Annotated in this window: 15 protein-coding genes and 4 pseudogenes; 16 read left to right on the top strand and 3 right to left on the bottom strand. The window is 66.0% G+C overall.

Annotated features, from left to right (window positions below; all coding sequences use genetic code 11):
- Positions 1 to 29: 29 nt before the first annotated feature.
- The 3 genes and pseudogenes from DD1DGNOD_RS13110 to DD1DGNOD_RS13090 all read right to left on the bottom strand — a co-directional run.
- A pseudogene (locus DD1DGNOD_RS13110) lies at positions 30 to 710 on the bottom strand (recombinase family protein); the annotation flags it as partial.
- Positions 711 to 1207: 497 nt separating this feature from the next.
- On the bottom strand, positions 1208 to 1843 hold the full coding sequence (locus DD1DGNOD_RS13095) for a TetR/AcrR family transcriptional regulator (RefSeq protein WP_131768736.1): 636 nt from the start codon (positions 1841 to 1843) through the stop codon (positions 1208 to 1210).
- Between the two features lie 119 nt (positions 1844 to 1962).
- Positions 1963 to 3159, bottom strand: a complete 1197-nt coding sequence (locus DD1DGNOD_RS13090; protein ID WP_131768735.1) for a CaiB/BaiF CoA transferase family protein — start codon at positions 3157 to 3159, stop codon at positions 1963 to 1965.
- A 219-nt stretch (positions 3160 to 3378) separates the two neighbouring features.
- Between DD1DGNOD_RS13090 and DD1DGNOD_RS13085 the strand changes: the two genes are divergently transcribed.
- From DD1DGNOD_RS13085 to DD1DGNOD_RS13020, 16 genes and pseudogenes are all read left to right on the top strand, one after another.
- A complete protein-coding gene (locus DD1DGNOD_RS13085; RefSeq protein ID WP_206443146.1) occupies positions 3379 to 4005 on the top strand; it encodes an ABC transporter permease in 627 nt (208 codons plus the stop codon).
- A 49-nt stretch (positions 4006 to 4054) separates the two neighbouring features.
- A complete protein-coding gene (locus DD1DGNOD_RS13080; protein ID WP_131768734.1) occupies positions 4055 to 6163 on the top strand; it encodes a hydantoinase/oxoprolinase family protein in 2109 nt (702 codons plus the stop codon).
- A gap of 2 nt (positions 6164 to 6165) precedes the next feature.
- On the top strand, positions 6166 to 8352 hold the full coding sequence (locus tag DD1DGNOD_RS13075) for a hydantoinase B/oxoprolinase family protein (protein ID WP_131768733.1): 2187 nt from the start codon (positions 6166 to 6168) through the stop codon (positions 8350 to 8352).
- Positions 8353 to 8442: 90 nt separating this feature from the next.
- Complete coding sequence (locus DD1DGNOD_RS13070) at positions 8443 to 9993, top strand: class I adenylate-forming enzyme family protein (RefSeq protein ID WP_131768732.1); 1551 nt, start codon at positions 8443 to 8445, stop codon at positions 9991 to 9993.
- A complete protein-coding gene (locus tag DD1DGNOD_RS13065) occupies positions 9986 to 11026 on the top strand; it encodes an LLM class flavin-dependent oxidoreductase (protein WP_131768731.1) in 1041 nt (346 codons plus the stop codon). The genes DD1DGNOD_RS13070 and DD1DGNOD_RS13065 overlap by 8 nt, the downstream gene beginning before the upstream one ends.
- A gap of 77 nt (positions 11027 to 11103) precedes the next feature.
- Positions 11104 to 11304, top strand: a pseudogene (locus DD1DGNOD_RS13060) (ATP-binding cassette domain-containing protein); the annotation flags it as partial.
- A gap of 104 nt (positions 11305 to 11408) precedes the next feature.
- Complete coding sequence (locus DD1DGNOD_RS13055) at positions 11409 to 12419, top strand: phosphotransferase family protein (RefSeq protein ID WP_131768730.1); 1011 nt, start codon at positions 11409 to 11411, stop codon at positions 12417 to 12419.
- On the top strand, positions 12416 to 12817 hold the full coding sequence (locus DD1DGNOD_RS13050) for a hypothetical protein (RefSeq protein ID WP_131768729.1): 402 nt from the start codon (positions 12416 to 12418) through the stop codon (positions 12815 to 12817). The genes DD1DGNOD_RS13055 and DD1DGNOD_RS13050 overlap by 4 nt, the downstream gene beginning before the upstream one ends.
- 30 nt (positions 12818 to 12847) lie before the next feature.
- Positions 12848 to 14089 (top strand): class I adenylate-forming enzyme family protein, encoded by a 1242-nt coding sequence (locus DD1DGNOD_RS29385; RefSeq protein ID WP_241251835.1) that lies wholly within the window; start codon positions 12848 to 12850, stop codon positions 14087 to 14089.
- On the top strand, positions 14086 to 14391 hold the full coding sequence (locus DD1DGNOD_RS29380; protein WP_241251834.1) for an AMP-binding enzyme: 306 nt from the start codon (positions 14086 to 14088) through the stop codon (positions 14389 to 14391). The genes DD1DGNOD_RS29385 and DD1DGNOD_RS29380 overlap by 4 nt, the downstream gene beginning before the upstream one ends.
- Positions 14388 to 15647: an acyl-CoA dehydrogenase family protein gene (locus DD1DGNOD_RS13040; RefSeq protein WP_131768728.1), complete on the top strand. Its 1260-nt coding sequence runs from the start codon at positions 14388 to 14390 to the stop codon at positions 15645 to 15647. Before DD1DGNOD_RS29380 ends, DD1DGNOD_RS13040 begins: the two co-directional genes overlap by 4 nt.
- Before the next feature lie 595 nt (positions 15648 to 16242).
- Positions 16243 to 17393: pseudogene (locus tag DD1DGNOD_RS13035) on the top strand (lipid-transfer protein).
- Between the two features lie 3 nt (positions 17394 to 17396).
- Positions 17397 to 17855 carry a MaoC family dehydratase N-terminal domain-containing protein gene (locus DD1DGNOD_RS13030; RefSeq protein WP_206443143.1) on the top strand — a complete coding sequence of 153 codons (459 nt, stop codon included), beginning with the start codon at positions 17397 to 17399 and terminating at the stop codon, positions 17853 to 17855.
- Positions 17852 to 18154: pseudogene (locus DD1DGNOD_RS30830) on the top strand (MaoC/PaaZ C-terminal domain-containing protein); the annotation flags it as partial. The gene DD1DGNOD_RS13030 and the pseudogene DD1DGNOD_RS30830, both read left to right, overlap by 4 nt.
- A 129-nt stretch (positions 18155 to 18283) precedes the next feature.
- Complete coding sequence (locus DD1DGNOD_RS13025) at positions 18284 to 19114, top strand: SDR family NAD(P)-dependent oxidoreductase (RefSeq protein WP_346434315.1); 831 nt, start codon at positions 18284 to 18286, stop codon at positions 19112 to 19114.
- A 7-nt stretch (positions 19115 to 19121) separates the two neighbouring features.
- Positions 19122 to 20027 (top strand): amidohydrolase family protein, encoded by a 906-nt coding sequence (locus DD1DGNOD_RS13020; RefSeq protein WP_131768725.1) that lies wholly within the window; start codon positions 19122 to 19124, stop codon positions 20025 to 20027.
- Positions 20028 to 20125: the final 98 nt, after the last annotated feature.

Genomic DNA, 20125 nt, shown 5'->3' with positions numbered 1-20125 from the left:
CTATCACGCAGAGTGACAGTTAGAGGTTAAACGACAAGCTGATGCTCGGTCAGGAAACGCAGCACCGCATGCACCGTGCCAAGCTGCGCGAACAACCCGAAAACCAGCCGGATGACAGCCTGGACCTGCTCGTCCGGGTCGATCATCACCTCACCGGAAGGCCGGCGGACATACCCGGCCGGCAGCGGGACGGCCAACTCGCCCCGAGCAGCCTTGGCCAGCCGTCCCGAGGCCATCCGCTGCTTGAGCAGGTGCAGTTCGACCTCGCTCATGGTCCCCTTCAGACCCAACAGCAGCCGGTCGTTGTACTCGCCCGGATCGTAAACCCCGTCGGTGTCCGCCAGCAGGGTCCGCGACAGACTGCACATCTCGATCAACTGATGCCAGTCCCGTCCGGCGCGGGCCAGCCGGGACATCTCGACACCGAGAACCAACCCGACATGACCCATCGTGATCTCGGTGACCAGGCGCTGGAAACCCGGCCGGTCCTGCGCGCCGGCTGCGGACCGGCCCAGATCCTCATCGATCACCAGCACACGCGGCCGGGACCAGCCCAGCGCCACCGCCCGTTCCACCAGCCCGTACTGCAGCCGCGTCGACTCTCCATGATCCAGAACCTGCTGCTTCGAGGACTGCCGCACATAGACCACCGCAAGGCGGTCACGGTGCCAGCCCTGCACCGCACCGGGGCTACGCTCAGCCAGCAGCATCACCCGCACCGCCACCCCGGTCGCGCCGACCCGCTGTCCCGGCCGTCGACGTCATCGTCCGGTCCACGAGCACACTGAGCACCCGCAGCGTGGCCTGACGGTTCAGCTCCGGCAGCAGCTCCCAGCGCGTCGCCGTCTCCGCCCAGCCCGCCGGGATCTGGGGGACACGCTCCCGCCCTCGCCGTCCACGATGTATCACCTTCGTCCGCGTCACGGACCCGCAGTCGCGCGACCAGCTCGACCAGCCGCAGCAGGCCCTCGCTACCGATAATCGGCCTGTCTATGCTCTCGTGCCCATCGCCCCCTGCACTGTGGCAAGCAGACTGAGGGCATCTGGGCGTGTCTGAAGACCGGTGTCCTGGCCCACCTTGCCGCGCTCGGCCTGGACCATCTGATCCGGGTCACCAAGACCGCACTGAAACGCATCCAGTACCACCCCGACCTGCTGTGGGGTTTCCTGGCCGAGACCGGCCTCGGACTCGAACCCCCGTGACTCGTCACCCCACGAGTTCAACGTCAGTATGTTGCACCCCGGCCCCGGGCCGGACCAGCTCGCCGTAGACCACGATGTCGGTCAGCCGGTCCGCGACCTCCTCAGGGGTTAGCGGGCCGCGCTCGGCGTCGAACCACACGTGCGTCCAGTTGAACATGCCGAGGACACCAAGCACCGTCACATGGTCGGCGCTGCGGAACACGCCCTGGTCGACGCCCTCCTGCAGCACCCTTGCGAACAAGTTCTGGTATTCGTCGCGCAGTTTGGTCAGCTGGCAGGCGCGTTTGCCGGTGAGGGCGTGCATCTCCCGCGTGACCACGATGACCTCGTCTCGACGGGCGGCGAGTGTCCGGACGTGCTCTGTGGCCAGCGCGCGGAGCTTGTCGACCGGGTGCAGGTCGCGGTCGACGACCGTCCGGCCGCGGTCGAGCGCCTCCTCGACGTGCCGTTTCGATAGGTCATAGAGTAGGTCCTCCTTGGAACCGATGTGGTAATACAGCGCGCCCCGCTTGAGCCCGGCGGCGTCGCCCAGCTCGGCGACACCGGTGCCGTGGTATCCTTTCCGAGCGAAGATCTCGGCCGCCACACGGAGTATGCGCTCGTGGGTCGACTCGCCCGTCGTGTCTTGTTGCCTCGGCATCCTTCACCTTCCTCGGTGCGGCCGGTACGATCTGCGCTCCGCTAGCGTACCGATCGGTCACCACAAACTGGAGCGCCGCACGACGCTCGCACGCCGCCGATTCGAGTTCCGCCACCCGCTCAGACCGGCTCATCGACCACGCCAGCGCGGAACAGCCCGTCGATTCCGGCAGGGGAGAACCCGCATTCCCACAACAGTTCGCGGGTGTGTCTGCCGGGCAACGTCGGTGCTCCCGGCGTGCTCGCACGCGTCCGACTGAAACGCGGCGCCGGCATCGGCTGCATGATCCCATTCGCCGCACCGAACGTCCCGCGGGCCACGTTGTGCGGGGCGCTGGGGGCTTCCTCCAGCGAGAGTACCGGGGCGAAACAGACGTCCTCATTGCCGAGCAGTTCGCACCACTGGTCCCGGGTCCGGCCTCGGAAGAGATCCTCGAGCCTCTTTCGCAGTACGGGCCACAAGTGCGGGTCGGCATGGCCTGAGAGGAATTCGGGGTCGTCGGCGAGCCCGAATAGTTCGAGCAGCCGCGAGTAGAATTGTGGTTCGATCGCCCCGATGCTGATGTACTCGCCGTCGGCGCACTCGTAGACGCCGTAGAAGGGTGCTCCACCGTCGAGCAGGTTCGTCCCTCGCGTACCCGACCACAGTCCTTGGGCTCGCATCGCATGGATGATTGTGGTCAGCAGCGCGGTGCCATCGACGATCGATGCGTCGATGACTTGACCCAGCCCGCTGGCCCGTGCTTCGAGCACGGCGGACACCACGCCGAAGGCGAGCAACATTCCGCCGCCGCCGAAGTCGCCGACGAGGTTGAGCGGCACGGCCGGCGGTCCACCGGCCGTGCCCATCGGATGCAGCGCGCCTGCCAGGGCGATGTAGTTGATGTCGTGGCCGGCACGGGTGGCCAGCGGTCCGTCCTGTCCCCAGCCCGTCATTCGGCCGTAGACCAGACGTGGGTTGCGCTCGGCGCATACGTCCGGCCCGAAGCCGAGCCGTTCCGCCACGCCCGGCCGGAGGCCCTCGATGAGCACGTCAGCGGTGTCGGCCAGCCGCAATAGGGTGGTGATGCCGGCGTCCTCCTTGAGGTTCAGCACGATCGACCGCCGTCCGCGGTTGAGCAGGTCGAGGTCCGGTCGCACCGGGTTGCCGGCCTGCCTACCAGGGCGATCGACCCGGATGACGTCGGCTCCCAGGTCGGCGAGCAGCATCCCGCAGAAGGGAGCGGGACCGATCCCGGCGAGTTCGATGACCCGCACCCCGCGCAGGGGGCCGGTCCGTTCGCCGGGTTCGCCCGAAACGTGTCCTTCGCGCCGCATTGATCCTCCGTGATTGACGTGGCGGCCGTCGGCCCCTCGATCGGGTGAGACCCCGGCCGGTGCCGAGACGGGGTTGACTGTCCTGGAGAGTAGTGTACCGTTCGGTCGGTACGTACGGACCGATCGATACAAAACCCATCGGACAACGGAGTGGCGGTGAGCGACACTCTCGCGCGGTTACGGCCTGCCGGAATGGGCAGGCTCTCCCAGGAACAGATTGTGTTGTTGATGGTCGTGGCCCTGTTCGCAATCTTCGGCCTCACCCTCGGCGCCTTCCTGAATGTCGATAATCTGATGAGCCTCGTCTGGAGTGTGTCGTCGCTGGGGATCTTTGGCGTGGCGATGACTGTCGTGGTGATCGCTCGAGGTATGACTCTTTCGCTGATCGCGTCGATGGGTGTTGCGACAGCGGTCGCGATTCAGCTGATGTGCATCCCGGTCAGCACGCCGGTCGCCCTGATGGTCGGCCTCGGCATCGTGCTGATCATAGGTCTATTTAGCGGTTTCCTGATCGCTTTCGTCGAGATTCCGGCCCTGTTCGCGACCATGGCATCCGGTCTGCTGGTCTATGGCCTCGCTCGCAACACGGTCTTCGATGGATCGATCGCGGAACTGCCAGGTAACTGTCAGTTCGTCCTTTCTGTGGGGCAGAGCACCTTGTTCGGTACTCCCGTGCCGATCGTCGTGTTCGCTCGGTCGCGGTTCTGGTGCAGCCGATGCTGTCACGCGTCAAGGCAGACATCAGGACTCACCACGTCAGCCGGTGACGGCGGCAAGCCTTCGTTGAGGAGGCGAGCCGCGGGGCTGCGACCGGCGACCGGTCGCGACGCTCTAGATCACCGATAGACAAGCGCAAGTTTTTGTAGGACATCGCGAAGCAAAGGGAGAAGAGTTGATGACTGAGAGCAACGCAGCTCGAGGACAGGAGGCTTTCGTCGGCGTCGATGTCGGCGGAACTCACACGGACGTGCAGGTCGTCTTCGGCGGCAGGGATGCCCGCGGCAAAGCGCTGACCACCTACGACGACTTCAGTCGGGGGGTGCTCGATGCGATCGCGGTGGCGGCCCAAAACCTGGACGTCAGTTTGGCGGAGTTGCTGTCGAGGACGAAGCTGTTAGTAAACGCTACCACGGTGGTCACGAACGCGATCACGCAGCTCCGCGGGGCGAAGGTGGGCGTGCTGGTGACCGCCGGCTTCAAGGATGAGTTCCGCTTCGCCGGGGGACCCCGTCTCCGAGTGGTGGACGACCACCTGCAGACCAACATTCCGGACTTATTCGACCGTCGGCACCTCATTGAGATCGAAGAGCGGATCGACTATTCCGGCGCCGAGCTCGTCCCGCTGAACGAAGCGCAGGTCGAGGCGGCGGTGCGCAAACTTGTTGACGAGGACGGCGTCAGCGCCATCGCCATCTGCTTCCTGTCAAGCTATGCTGACTCCACCCATGAGGACCGCGCGGCGAAGATCGCCAACCGGCTTTACCCGGACCTCTTCGTCACCAGCTCCAGCAAGGTCAGCTCTGTGCGCGGCGAGTACCCGCGCTGGATGACCGCTGTGCTCAACGCGTTCGTGTACGACCACGCCGAGCACTTCATCGACACGCTCAGCACCAAGCTACACGACGCCGGTCTCGCCGGAAGTGCGGCCTTCTTCCAGGGACTCGGTGGCGGCATCAGCGGCGAGCGTGCTTTACAGTTCCCGCTCGCGCTGCTCGGGGCGGGCCCTGCGGCTGGCGCGGCGGGCGCGAATGAGCTGTCCTCGCGGCTCGGGTACAAGCGGGTGCTGCTCGGGGACATGGGTGGCACGAGCTTCGACACCGGCCTGATCTACGACAACGAAGTACACGTCGAGAAGTCGATCCAGATCGGTCGCTTCCGAACTGTACTGCCGCTGGTTGACGTGGTCTCAGTGGGCGCGGGCGGCGGCAGTATTGCCTGGATCAGCGAGCGCGGGGTTCCACAGGTTGGCCCGCAGAGCGCCAGCTCGACCCCGGGCCCCGCCGCCTATGGCAAGGGTGGCACGGAACCAACGGTAACCGATGCGATGATCGTGATGGGATTCATTGACCCGAAAAACTACCTGGGCGGCCGTGTGACACTCGACCCGGAGGCCTCCGCCAAGGCGATCCGAACGCGCTTCGGTGACCCTCTCGGGTTCACCCTCGATGAAGCAGCAGCGGCTGTGCACGACCTCGTGGTCACCAATATGGCCAACGCCGTGCGTGAGGTCAGCGTGAATAAGGGATACGACCCCCGCGACTTCGTGTTCCTCGCCTACGGCGGCACGTTGCCCGGCTTCGCTGTCGAGATCGCCCGTGCGCTCGGGATCACCACCGTGGTCATCCCGAGGAACAGCTCGGTGTTCTGCGCGCGCGGGCTGCTGGTGTCGGACTTCCTGCTGCGGTCGGACCAGACCGTCCAGTCCGGTCTCGACTCCGATAGTGAGCTCGAGCGGGTCAACGGCGTTGCCCGGCAATTGATCGACGGCGCGGTCAGCGAGCTTCGCGGCGAGGGCTTCGCGGACGACGAGGTAAAGATCGTCCGGACGGCGGATTTCCAATACACCGGCCAGGTCCATGCCCTGTCGGTCTCCCTGCCTAACCGCGACCTCACCGCCGCCGATGTGGCAGAGCTGAACAACACGTTCACCAGCGTTTACGAGCGGACCTACGGATCAGGCACGGCGTGGCCGGATTCGCCCCAGCAGATGCTCAACTACACGGTCACGGTCTCGGCGCCGATGCCGCACCCTCCGATCGAACCGCAGCCGTTGAACCCCACATCGCTGGCCGAGATGTCGAAGGGCGAGCGCGAGATCTATCTGCCCTCGGTGAACGCCCGCCGCAGTGCGCCGATCTACGACGAGGCTCGCTTCACCCCCGGCAGCCGGATCGTCGGTCCGGCGCTCGTCGAGGCCGTGGACACGACGATCTACCTACCGCCGGGCGCTCGGGCTGAACGCGACGAGCACATGAACGTCGTCATTACGATGGAAGAGGTGTGAGCATGACTGCCGTTACCCACGACCCGGTGGCCGTCGAGATCCATCGCAGGGCGCTGGACGCCATCACGAATGAGATGGCGATTACGCTCACCAGGACGTCCGGATCGCCGGTCATCTATGATGTCCAGGATTTTGCCACCTCTCTGCTCGACACCAAGGGTGAGCAGCTGAGCCTGTCGGCCACGATCCTGTTCCACGCCGGTTCATCGCTGATGGGGACCCGCGCGATCATCGATACGGTCGGTGAGGATGAGGTCCGTCCCGGCGACGGGTGGATCGTGAACGACCCGTTCACCGGCGGCGCTATGCACCAGGCCGATGTCGCGATCATCACCCCCCTCTTCTACCGCAACGAACACGTTGCCTGGGCGTTCTCCAACGTGCACGTGCTCGACACCGGTGGCACCGGTATTTCGGGCTTTGCCCCGACGGCCCGGTCGATCTTGGAGGAGGGTTTACGTTTCCCGCCCACGAAGATCATTCGGGATGGAGTGATCGACAGTGAGTGGGAGCGTTACATCGCGGCGAACGTGCGGATCCCGACACTCGTGCTCAACGACCTGCGCAGCATGATCGCATCCAACAACGTGAGCCAGGTGAAGCTGGCCGACACCATCGACAGGTTCGGCCTGCACACGTTCCGGGAGTACTGCGAGATCAACAAACAACTCAGCGATGCGGCGCTGCGGAGTCGCATTGAGAAGCTCCCCGACGGCGTCTACGAGACCACCGACTGGGTCGAGTACGACGGGCACGGTCAGGGGCGGCTGCTCGAAGTGGGCTGTCGCCTCGAGGTTGCTGACTCGGAGCTGAACTTCACGTTCACCGGCGCCCCACAGATCGACGCTTTCGTCAACGGCACGCCGGGCCTGGTGCACGGCTCGATCATGGCGACGATCATGACCACCCTGTGTTACGGGGACGTGCCGTTCAACGCGGGGATCTGGCGCCCTATCTCGGTCGACCAGTCCGAGTTGGGCACCATCGTCAACGCGCTACCTCCTGCGCCTACGACCGGGGCACACACCCAAGTCGGCACCCGGATCACGAAAACGGTGAAGGATGTCCTCAACCAGGCGTTCTCGTTGAGCGAGCACGCCGAGCTGCGCGGCCGGGTGGGCGGCCAGGCCTGGGACGCCGCGGGGCTGGCTCCGCTGGCCGGGACCGGTCACGGGGGCGCGCCCACCGTCATCTTCTTCATGGACGCCGTGGGTGGTGCCGGCGGTGGCGCGCAGACCCAGTTCGACGGTCTTGATCTCTACGGCATGACCATCGGCCCCGGTCTCGGGCTGCCGAGCGTCGAGATCAACGAGAGCAAGGAACCCGCGCTGTACCTGTGGCGCAAGCTCAATGCGAACTCTGGGGGCCCGGGTCTCCATCGCGGCGGTCAGTCGATGGAGTTCGCCTGGGCGCTACACGGGTCCGATCGAGTCGCCGGCCCGATCACTTTGGGGTGTGCGGAGATGCCGCCACGAGGCGCGGGGGGCGGGATGCCAGCGGCGACCGGTACGTGGGGCAGTTACCACAACACGAACGTAGCGTCCCGGATGGTGGAAGGGCACAATGTCCTGGACGACTCCCTCACCGGAGACCAGCCCGTCCGGCCTTCGAATATCGGCGCCATCGAGTTCGGCCGCGGCGACGTGCTGCGGATGCGGTGTGGCGGTGGAGGTGGTCTGGGAGACCCGTTGCTACGGGAACCGGACGCGGTTGTCCGGGACCTGCGCGACGGTTACGTCACCCCCGAGCACGCTGAGCTGATCTATGGTGTCGTCCTCGACGCCGATGGCTGTCTCGATGAGCCGGCGACCGTCGCGCGCCGGCGGGCTATCCGCCGGGGCCGGATCGGGTCTGAACCGGAGCAGGAGCAACGGCATCCTGAGTCCATCGGGATCTCGGTCGTCTACGACCGAGATGGCGACCACCTTACCTGGCACTGCGCTCACTGCAGCGCCAGGCTTGGAGACGCAGCGGACAACTGGCGCGAGCACGCGCGGTCCGTCGAGCAGCCGCTGGCCGAGCGCTTTGCCGAGCTCGGCATGTTCGTCCGGGAGAGGGTGGATCCCCCCCGTGTGATGATCTCGGAGTTCTACTGCCCGTCGTGTGCTGGTCTGCTCGCCGCTGACGTCTACCCGGAAGGCTTCTCCGGGTACCGGTCCCCGGTCCTCAAGGCGGCCACCGCGGCCTAAGCGCGCGTCCTGGCCGTGACCCGTCACGGCCAGGACGCGTCTCCCCGCCACCTGCCCGGCACCCACGACGTTTGGTGAGGAGCATTGAGCATGTCGACAGGCCTGACAGTACGGTCCTTTTGGGAGGGGCGCGTCGACGCGACCCCGGACCGCACGTTCCTGCTGACGGACGCAGGCCGAAGCAGCTTCCGGCAGTTCGACGCGTCGGTTAACCGCGTAGCCGGCGGTCTCCGCCATCTCGGCGTCGGCGAAGGCCACCTGCTCTCCTATCACTTACCGAACGGCGTCGCGCTGCTACGGCTGGAGCTTGCCGCGCAGAAACTCGGTGCGATCACCGTGCCCTTGATACCCGGCTCGACCTTCGACGAGATCGGCTACGTCCTTGACCACGCCCGGGCCGACTATCTGGTCGTCGACACGGCAGGGATGCAGACTCTCGGTGGGGCCACACCCTCAGGAGTCGCCCTGGTGGCGGTGGGCAACGCCCGGGACGGTTCGCTCGGTGAACTCGAGTCGGACGAGACGGAGCGGCCACCGTCCATCGCTACCGGCCCGCGCGACCCGATGTCGATCCGCTACACCTCAGGAAGCACAGGGCAACCCAAGGGAGTCGTGCAGCCGTCCGCGGGCTTCGCTCGGGCTGGGCGTGCGATCGCCGACCGTCTTGGTATCGGGCTGACGGACAACGTGTTCTCGACGATGCCACTGTTCCATACGGCGGCGACGCACATGATGCTCGCGCCAGCCATCGCGGCTGGTTGCGCTTTCACCGTCGTGCCCCAGTTCAGCCGTTCGGCGTTCTGGGACCAGATCCACAGCGCCGGTGGCACCATCGCGCTGCTGATTCCTGCACAGCTGTCGATCCTGATGACCGCCGCCCCGGACGCCAGGGATCGGGACAACCCACTGCGGATCGTGTTCTCCCATGTCCGCCCCGAGGAGTTCTGCGAACGGTTCGGCGTTGACGTGTGCACCACGTGGGCGATGACCGAGACCTCTGGGATGGGGACCTTCACCACACCGGGCCGGACCTCTTACGCGCCGGAGCTGATCGGCCGCCCGATGCCGGACGACGCCCAGATCAAGGTCTGCGGACCGGATGGCGAGCGGCTCCCGGCTGGCGAGCTCGGGGAGCTGTGCTTTCGCCATCCCGACCAGATGATCGAGTACTACCGAGACGAGGTGAATACGGCAGCCACCCTGCGCGATGGCTGGGTGCACTCCGGCGATCTGTGCCGTCTCGACGAGGACGGGAACGCCTACTTCCACGGCCGGCTCAAGAACGTGATCAAACGTGCTGGGGAAAACATCGCCGGGGAAGAGGTCGAGTTCACGGTTATGGCCCACCCCGAGGTCGAGGAGTGCCTGGTATGCGGCGTCGAGGACCCCATCTACACCGAGGAGGTCTGCGCCGTCGTGGTCGCCCGGCCGGGGCGGGAGGTGTCCGAAGCGGACGTGGTGAACTGGTGCGCCGACCGGCTGTCGGCGTGGAAGGTACCGCGTTATGTGCACCTGCGCCGGGATCCACTGCCGAAGCTCGCCAACGGCAAGATCGACCGGCGGTCTGTCGTCGCCGAGATCAGCGCCGGCATCGCGGAGGTTTGGGATCGCCGCGCGAGCGAGGTGCATCAACATGGCTGATCGTCGCCTGGCAGCCTCTCTGATCCTCAGTCGGACCCCGATAGCCGAGCAGGTCGCACTGGTCCGAACCTTCGAAGACGCCGGATTCGACCGAGTGTTCTTCGGGGAGGCCTGGCGGGAGCCCGTCGTTCCGCTCGCCGCCGCGCTGGCCGGCACCCGCCGCATCGGGGTCGGTACGGCCGTGTCACAGATGTTTCCCGTCAACCCGGTTGTCGCCGCCCAGCAGGCGGCTCAGCTCGACGAGCTGGGACGCGGCCGATTGAGCCTGGGCTTCGGGCTCGGTGCATCCTTCGTCGTCGAGCGGTGGTTCGGGGTGCCGTTCGAACGGCCGCTACGTCGGGCCCGGGAGTTCATCGACGTGGTGCGCGGGGTGCTCGCCTCACCCGCGACCGGGCCGTTCAGCTACGACGGCGAGATCTTTCGGGTGCGGAAGTACTCGTTGTCCTTCGCTTCGGAACCAGTGCAGGTGCCCGTCCACCTCGCTGCGGTCGGGCCGCGGATGCTGGAGTTGGCGGGTGAGGTCGCCGACGGCGTGATCGTCGGCGCACTGCACTCGCCTGCATCGATGGAACGGACGCTGAAGCGGTTGTCCTCGGGCGCGGCGCGATCCGGGCGCACGTTCGCCGATCTGGAGGTCTGGTTCTACCTCACCTGCTGTGTGTCGGCTGATCCCGCCCGCGCCCGCGCACTGGCTCGGCGCAGTCTTGTCTACCTGACCCAGTACCCGCACTACCGCCAAATCTACGAGGCCGAGGGCTTCGGCCAGGTGGTGAGCGAGATCGCCGAACTCGTCCATGATCGCAAAACCGACGCCGCGGAAGCGCGGGTCACCGATGAGATGGTCGAACGTTTCGCCATCGCCGGGACCGTGACTGAATGCCGCGACCAGTTGCGACGCTTCGACGACTATCCGGGCACGCCGATCCTGCACCTCATCCCATTCCGCATTGACGAGGACGAGGTTCTCGAATCGCTGCGGCTCGCCGGGTCGCTGGCTGCGCCCGCGAGTCAGACAACTCTTGTTGACGAGTGATGGTTGGAGCAATGCTGGCCGCCACTAACGGCGGAATTGTGGCCTATTTCAAAGCGAATGGAAGCAGGGGAGGCGTGATGAGCCAGTCCATTCTGGAACACCTGGAGATCGATCCGGCGTCCGAGCAGACTCTGCTCGTCGAGATGGCGAAGGTGACGAAGACGTACCGCGGGGTGCATGCGATCGGGGACGTCGACTTTGACCTGCGTGCCGGTGAGGTGCGTGAGCTGGTCGGGGAGAACGGTGCCGGGAAGTCCACGCTGTGCAAGATCCTCGCCGTCTCCGACCGTATCCTGGCCGCCCGGCTCGGCCGGGTCGTCGCGGAGTTCAGCCGCGAGCAGGCAACCCAGGAGAAGATCATGTACGCGGAAATCTTCTGACCATGACGATCCTGGACGCACCTGCCGATCAGGTCGAACGAGACTTCGCCGCACGCCTCGGCCATTCCGTCCACCTGCTCGGGAGACGACTGGCCGGGGAGGGACTTTCCGACGAGACGGGCCTGCTCACCTTCGACTCCGGAGGCGAGGAGCTGACGCTCGTGGTTCGCCTGTTCCGGCCGGGCGCGGTCGCCCGGCACGAGGTGGCGCCGGAGCGGCTGCACCGGCTGCTCACCGTCCTAGCCGGGGCGGAGCTGCCGGTGCCGCGACCCCTGTGGTTCGAAGCGTCCCCGGAGCTGTTCGGCGGCCCGTACTCCGTGGTGAGCCGGATGCCGGGGACCGCCGTCGTTCCGTGGTCGCCCGAGGGCCGGCGCTTCCTCGCCGAGGCCGGCAAAGGACCGATCGGAGAGCAGTTCTGCCGCGTGCTGGCCGAGATCCACGGTCTCGACTGGCAGGCGGACGGACTGGGGTTCCTCGGTGACCTGGGCAGGACCTTCGCGGTCCGGCGGGTCGACGAGCTGGCGGATTACCTCAGCCGGGTACGTGGCGGACCGGAGCCCGTGCTCGCCGATGGGCTGTGCTGGTTGCGGGCGCACATCCCGGACCACGCCGACGTCTCGCTCGTGCATGGCGACTACCGAACGGGCAACATGCTCTTCGCCGGGGACGCGATCACAGCGGTGCTGGACTGGGAGTTCGCGGCGCTCGGCGATCCGCTCTCCGACGTGGGCTGGGTCTGCTGCCCGTCCAACCGGATGGGCAGTGACCGGGTGTGCATGCTGCTGCCGCAAGAGTCGTTCCTGCGGCGGTACGAACGCTGTCGCGGCCAGGAGGTCGATCGAGCCGCACTGCGCTTCTGGATCGTCTATCACCAGGTCCGGCACGCCGTGATGTGGCTCGAGGCGGGCCGCAACTTCGAGCTGGAGTTCACCGACGACCTGCGGTTGGCCCGCATGCATTCGGCGATGCCGACCATGCGCAGGATGGTCGCCGACCTGCTGGTGGCGTCGTGATCAGCCCGCAGCGGCTGCTCGTCGCCGTCCGCGCCGACCTGGCGCACCGGGTGCTGCCCGCGCTCGACGACGACCGCGCCCGGTCGTCGGTGATCGCCGCCATGGGCATCCTCAAGGAGCTCGCCGGCCAGGTGCGTCCCGATGAAAGCTGGATCGCAGACTCACTCGCGTCGCTGGAGTCGGCGGCGGCCCAGTGGCGGGCGAGGTTGGACCACGAGCGGGCCGCCCTGCTCGAACCGGCCACGCTGCTTCCCGCGGCACGCAGGGAAACGCTGCTCGCCGGGATCGAGCAGCTGATCGACTACCTGTGGCGGACCGGCGACCATGCCGGCCTTCTGCCCGAGATCCGTGAGGTCCTGCGCGCCGACGCGGAGCTCGAAGGCAAGCGCCTCGATTGACTTCCATCCCCACCCTCGAGGAGGACCACAATGGACAGTTACACGGTTCCCGAGCTCCTGCGCAAGACCCGGACCGCCGGCCGGGTCAACGCTCGGCGGGTGGCGATCACGTTCGAGGGTCGTGACGTCACCTACGACGAGCTGGATGAGCGCTCGGACCGGTTGGCGTTGGCTCTGGCGGCGCAGGGCTTCGCGAAAGGAGACCGCGTCGGCGTCCTGCTGTACAACAGGATCGAGGGGGCGGAGGTGTTCTTCACGGTCGCCAAGCTCGGTGGCGTCGTCGTGCCGATCAACTACCTGTTGAAGGCGCAGGAGGTCCGTTACATCCTCGACGACTGCGACGCGACCTGGCTGGTGTACGAGCAGGCCCTGGGAGCCACGGTGGACGGCCTGCGCGTGGACGGGGACACCCGTCGTTACATCGGCATCGAGACATCCGGCGACGGGTTGCGCTATGAGCGGCTGATCGACGGCGCCGACGTCACGGCCTTGCCGGACCACGAAGTCCGATCGAATGATCTGTTCCTGCTGCAATACACCTCTGGCACCACCGGTGTGCCGAAGGGTGCGATGCACACGCACTCCACAGTCCTGTGGAACTCCTTCCACCAGATCGTCGACTACGGCATCACCGCCGACGAGGTGTTACTCGTGGTGCCGGCCCTGTGCTGGGCGGCCGGATTCCATGACCTCGCGCTGGCCACCCTGTGGCACGGCGGCCGACTCATCCTTTCGCCGAGCACCTCCTTCGATCCGGGCCGGTTCCTCGCCACCGTCGAGGAGCACCGGGTCACCTCGGTCCTTCTGGTGCCGACGGTACTCAAGCGGGTCCTGGCCGATTCCGGGTTCGAGAAGCACGACCTCAGCTCGCTGCGCATCATCTGCAGCGGCGGCGAGCCGGCGCCGGTGACCGCGATCGAGGAGGCTCAACGCAAACTCCCGTCCTGCACCTTGCTCCAAGTGTACGGGATGAGCGAGTTCCCGACGATGATGCTCTATCTCGACGCTGCCCACTCGACCACGAAAGCGGGCTCCGCGGGGGCCGGGCCTGCAGCGCCGCCGAGATCCGGGTCGTCGACGAGAAGGGCCAGGACACCCCGCCCGGTGAGGTGGGCGAAATCATCTGCCGCTCGCCGGCCAGCATGCTCGGCTACTACGGCAAGCCCGAGGCCACGGCGAGCACCTTGGTCGGCGGCTGGCTGCACACCGGCGACCTCGCGCACGTCGACGAGGACGGCTTCGTCTACGTCTCCGGCCGATCGAAGGACATGATCATCACGGGCGGGCTGAACGTGTACCCCGCCGAGGTCGAGCGGGTCATCGCCCAGCACCCCACTGTCCTGGAAGCGGCGGTGGTGGGCGTGCCGGACACGCAGTGGGGCGAGATCGGCAGCACGCTGGTCGTCCTGCATCCCGGCAACGATCTCGGCGAGGACGAGCTGACGGACTATCTCAAGCAGCAGCTGGCCAACTACAAGATCCCGCGGAGATTCACCTTCGCCCACGACCCGCTGCCGCGGACGACGTCGGGGAAGGTGCAGGAGTTCAAGGTGAAGGAGCGGCTGGGCGCATGAGCTGGCAGTTTTCGACAGAGCCGGAATTCGGCAGGCAGCTGGACTGGATGCGGGCCTTCGTGACCGACCGGGTCTGTCCGTTGGAGACACTCGACCTCGACGACGCAGAGCTGCGGACTGCCATCAAGCCGTTGCAGGCCGAGGTGAAGGAGCGCGGCCTGTGGGCGGCCCACCTCGACCCCGAGCTCGGTGGCCAGGGGTTCGGCCAGGTCAAACTCGGGCTGATGAACGAGATCATCGGTCGTTCGCATTTGGCTCCGTACGTCTTCGGTAATCAGCCGCCCGACGCCGGGAACAGCGAGATCCTGGCGAGGTTCGGTTCCCCCGACCAGCATCGCCGTTGGCTGCATCCGCTCCTCGCAGGCGACCTACTCTCTGCCTACGCCATGACCGAACCGGGGGCAGGCGCTGACCCTACCCTGCTGGCGACCACCGCGACACAGGACGGAACCACGTGGGTCCTCAATGGACGGAAGTGGTTCATCACCAACGCGTCGGTGGCCGACTTCATCATCGTCATGACCGTGACCGACCCTGACGCTCCGCCTCACAGGCGGGCCTCGCAGTTCGTCGTCCCCGCTGCGACGTCGGGCCTGACCGTGCTCCGCGAATTGGGGTCGATCGAGGACCCCCACCCCCGATACGGCCGCCTCGACAACCACGCCGAAGTGGAACTCGTCGACGTGCGGGTGCCTCAGGAAGCCATGCTCGGCGGGCGGGGAGCGGGGTTCGCCATCGCCCAGAGCCGCCTAGGCCCGGGCCGGATCCAGCACTGCATGCGCTGGCTCGGTCAAGCCCAGCGGGCATTGGACATGCTGTGTGAGAGGGCGTTGTACCGGTACTTGCACGGCTCGGTGCTCGCCGAGAAGCAGACCGTGCGCACATGGATCGCCGACTCCTGGACCGAATTGAACGCACTGCGGCTGCTCACTTTGGAAGCGGCGTGGACGATCGACACACACGGCGTCGACGCGGCCCGCACGCAGATCAGCGCGATCAAGTACTGGGGCGCCAAAGTCCTGCATGACGTGATCGACCGGGCGCTCCAGGCGCATGGGTCGCTCGGCTACTCCTCCGATCTGCCGCTGGAGCTGATGTACCGGCGCGCACGGGCGGCCCGAATCTATGACGGCCCCGACGAGGTGCACCGCGAGGCCGTCGCGAAACGGGTTCTTCGCGGCTACCGGCCACCAGAGAACGGGATCCCGAGCGAGCATGTGCCCACCCGGCGCGCCCGCTTTTCGGGCGAGTTCTGAACCGAGCCCGACGATTTATCTCTACCGATCTTCCCGCAAAGCCCGCAGGGGGACTCGCGATGGGGTCATGTCGATCGACCGAATGCAACTAACCGCATAGGACACGCCATGATTCCAACCGGGCCAACATTGAGCAGCCCCGGAGGTGGGCTACGAGAGGACAACCGCTATCCCAGTATGGCCAGCGAACCGCGTCATTGATCCGTGACGACGACACAAGAACCGACGATCTGCGTTGGCCCATCAGGCATGCATCGAGGGTTATTCAAAACTCCTCGATCAAGATCTTTAGAAGTGCCCTGACCAGTGACGATGCATGATCTAGATCATCTGTGCTGGGAGTTCTGAATAAGCCTCATCGCAGGTTCTTCGCGGCGTACGTCAGACCCGGATCCCGCACGCGGTGCGCTCACGGAGCGCCACATGAACGCGTTCCTCGACCAGCTCGCCAAACGAACGCGCGAGTCCGCGAGGAGACGCAACGCAGCTACGGCCGCCATAGCCGGTGTAAGACCGCCAACCGTCCTTGACCGACTGTCTACGACCGAGAACGAAAGAGGAGACCGTGGCCCGGGTGCAGGTTGCAGGCGTGGGAATGGTGTCGTTCACGACGCCGAGCAGGAGCGAGTCCTACGACGTCATGGCGGGTGCCGCGATTCGCGTCGCGCCGCGCTCGCCGACGCGGGTGGGACGCTCGAGCAGATTCAGCAGGCGTATGCCGGCTACGTATACGGCGACTCCACGAGCGGGCAGAAGGCGCTCTACGGCGTCGGTATGACCGGTATACCGGTCGTCAACGTCAACAACAACTGCTCCACAGGATCGTCGGCCCTTTGGCTCGCCCGGCAAGCGGTCGCCAGCGGTGCGGCCGAGTGCGTGCTCGCGCTCGGCTTCGAGCAGATGGAGCGCGGCGCACTCACCATGAAGTGGACGGACCGCCCCAGCCCCTTCGCGGACTTCATGGATGTCGCACGCAAGGCTCAGGGTGAAAGCGATGTACCCTTCGCCGTGCAGCTCTTCGGCGGTGCCGGCGCCTACGCCGAAAAGTACGGCACGAAGCCCGAGACGTTCGCCCAGATCACGGTGAAAGCCCGCAAGCATGCAGCCAACAATCCTTTTGCGGTGTTCCGCGATGCCGTCACCGTCGAGGAAGTGCTCGCCTCCCCGCAAATCTACGGCCCGTTGACCCGGCTGCAGTGCTGTCCACCGACCTGTGGCGCCGCGGCCGCGGTGATTACCAGCGAGGGCTTCGCCCGTAGGCACGGTCTGCGCACCGACGTCGTGATCGTGGCACAAGCGCTAACGACCGACACCCCGTCGAGCCTCGACGGGGATATGCCGCGTCTCGTCGGCTACGACATGGCCAAGACCGCGGCGCACCAGGTGTACGAAACAGCCAGGGTGGACCCGCGGGACATCCGAGTTGTGGAACTGCACGACTGCTTCACCACCAACGAGCTACTCAGCTACGAGGCGCTCGGCCTTACGCCCGAAGGGACCGCGGAGAAGTTAGTCGCCGAGGGCGACAACACCTACGGTGGCCGCGTCGTCACCAACCCGTCCGGCGGCCTGCTCTCCAAGGGACACCCGCTCGGGGCAACCGGGCTGGCCCAGTGTGCCGAGCTCACTTGGCAGCTCCGAGGTGACGCGGGCGGTCGCCAGGTCGACGGGGCCGCGCTCGCGCTCCAGCACAACATCGGACTCGGCGGCGCGGCCATCGTTACCCTCTACGAGAAGGCGAGCTAAGCCGTGCCGATCGATGTGGACACGGCCAAGGCACTCCAGTTCGATCCGCTCACCGTCGACGTGGAACGCGGACGGCTCCGCTTCTTCGCGAAATCAATCGGGGAGACCGACCCGGTGTATGTCGACGTCGACGCCGCCCGAGCCGCCGACCATCGCGATCTGCCCGTCCCACCAACTTTCTTCTTCAGCCTGAGCCTCGAGGCACCCGGCCCATTCCGCTACCTCGACCAGCTCGGAATCGACCTCAGGCACGTACTCCACGGCGAGCAGTCCTTCGCCTACCAACGACTCGCCTACGCGGGAGACCGACTCTCCCTACAGGACCGCATCGTCGACGTCTTCGCCAAACGTGGCGGCACACTCGAGTTCCTGATCAAGCAGGCCGATGTCACCCGCGATGACGAGCTGGTGGCGGAATTACGGACCACCCTCGTCGTCCGCAACCCTGAGGGGGCCCAGTGAACCCTCAGGACTTCACCGTTGGCGCCGAGCTCCCGGCGCTAAAGCTTCCACCGATCTCCCGCACCACCCTGGCGCTCTTCGCGGGCGCCAGCGGCGACCATAACCCGGGCCACCTCGACCTCGACGTGGCCCGCTTGGCTGGATTCGACGACGTGTTCGCCCACGGCATGCTGTCGATGGCCTACCTCGGACGACTCCTCACCTCGTGGGTGCCCCAGCAGAGGATCCGGTCCTACAGCGTGCGGTTCACCGCCATCACCCCCGTCCACGGCACGCCGACCTGCACCGGCAAAGTCACGGCGATCGAGAACGGCCTGGCCACCGTCGAACTCGCTGTCACCCTGGCCGACGGCACAACCACCCTCGCCGGTCACGCCGCCATCGCGCTCGACCGACACACATCCCCCTGCGACGGAAAAGGAACGCTCATGGGAAAGCTTGACAACAAGGTTGCCATCGTCACCGGCTCCGGCCGCGGCATCGGACGGGAGATCGCCCTCAAGCTCGCCGCCGACGGCGCCGCCGTCGTCGTGAACGACATCGACGAGGCCCCCGCCAAGCAGACCGTCGCGGACATCGAGGCCCGCGACGGCAAGGTCATGTCCTGCCCCGGAAGCGTCACCGACGACGGCTTCGCCGAACGCTTCGTCCAGACCGCCCTCGACACCTTCGGCGGCCTCGACATCATCGTCAACAACGCTGGCTACACCACGGACTCCGTGATCCAAAAGATGAGCGACGAGCAGTGGGACGCGATTCTCGACGTACATCTCAAGGCACCGTTCCGCATCCTCCGCGCCGCCCAGCCGATCATCGCCAGCGCGGTGAAGAAGGCCAGGGAAACCGGCGAGCCGGTGCTGTGTCGCAAAGTCGTCAACATCTCCTCGATCGCGGGCCTCGGCGGCAATGTCGGCCAAACGAACTATGCCGCCGCCAAGGCCGGTGTCACCGGCCTCACCAAGGCGCTGGCCAAGGAGTGGGGACGCTACAACGTCACCGTCAACACCGTCGCCTTCGGCCTGATCAAGACCCGGCTCACCGACGCACCAGCGGGCGACAGCAGTACCATCGACGTGCAGGGCTGCGAAATCAAGGTCGGCGTCAACCCACAGCTTCTCGAGGCCATGGAAGCGATGATCCCGCTGGGACGCGCCGGCACCCCCATCGAAGCTGCCGGCGCCGTCTATCTGTTCTGCATCCCCGAGTCCGACTACGTCAGCGCGCAGACCCTCGTCTGCGGCGGCGGCTTCATCATCTGATACCGCGATGCTTGACGGGATAGACATCGTCGACCCCCACTTCCATCTCATCGACTTCCACAACAACCCCTACCCCTGGCTTGCTGTCGACGCCACGCGGCCCAACATCTTCGGCGGAAGAGACTCCGAGCTCCGCCACGTCTTTCTCGAGCCGGACTACCGCCGAGCGGCGGGAAACCTGACGATCAAAAAGGCCGTCCACATCCAGGCGAACTGGGATCCTTCGGACCCGGTCGGCGAAACCAAGTGGCTTGCCGAGCGGATCGCGCGAAACGGGTTCCCGACGGCTGCGGTCGCGTTCGCGAACCTCGCCTCTCCACACGTCGGCGACATCCTCGCCGCCCACGCGGCACACGGCTTCGTTCGAGGCATCCGGCATATCGTTAACTGGGACGATGAGCCGACCCTCCGATTCAGCGACCGTCCGGACTATCTGACCAACGAGGACTGGCTGTCGGGCTTCGCTCTCCTCGAATGCTTCGGACTGAGCTTCGACGCGCAGCTCTACCACCACCAGATGGACCAGCTGATGGCCGTCGCCGCCAAGTATCCGTCGGTACAGATCATCATCAATCACACCGGGATGCCGATCCACCGCGATCCACAGGCGATCATCGCGTGGAGCTCAAGCCTGGCCCGCATCGCCGAGGCCCCGAACGTCGCAATCAAAATCTCTGGACTCGGCCTCGCGAACCCCGACTGGTCGGCAGACTCCATCAGACCGCTCGTCCTGACAGCCATCGAGCACTTCGGTATCGACAGGGCCATGTTCGCTAGCAACTTCCCTGTCGAAGGCCTCTTCACCACCTTCGGCCAGCTCTACGCAGCATTCGATGCCATCACCAAAGATTTCATCCACGAGGAGCGGGTCAAGCTATTCCAAACCAACGCGGAGCGCCTCTACTGCATCTGACCTAGAGGGTGTCTGAAAAGGGTCAGGGTGGGTAGATCGGTTGGTGGAGCCCCGGTGGCACTGTTGCGTTGGCGAAGTCCACCACCGCAGCTACCACT

The organism is Candidatus Protofrankia californiensis (genome assembly GCF_900634765.1).
In the GTDB taxonomy this organism is placed as follows: Bacteria; Actinomycetota; Actinomycetes; order Frankiales; family Frankiaceae; genus Protofrankia; species Protofrankia californiensis.
This window is presented reverse-complemented; position numbering and strand designations above follow the sequence as displayed.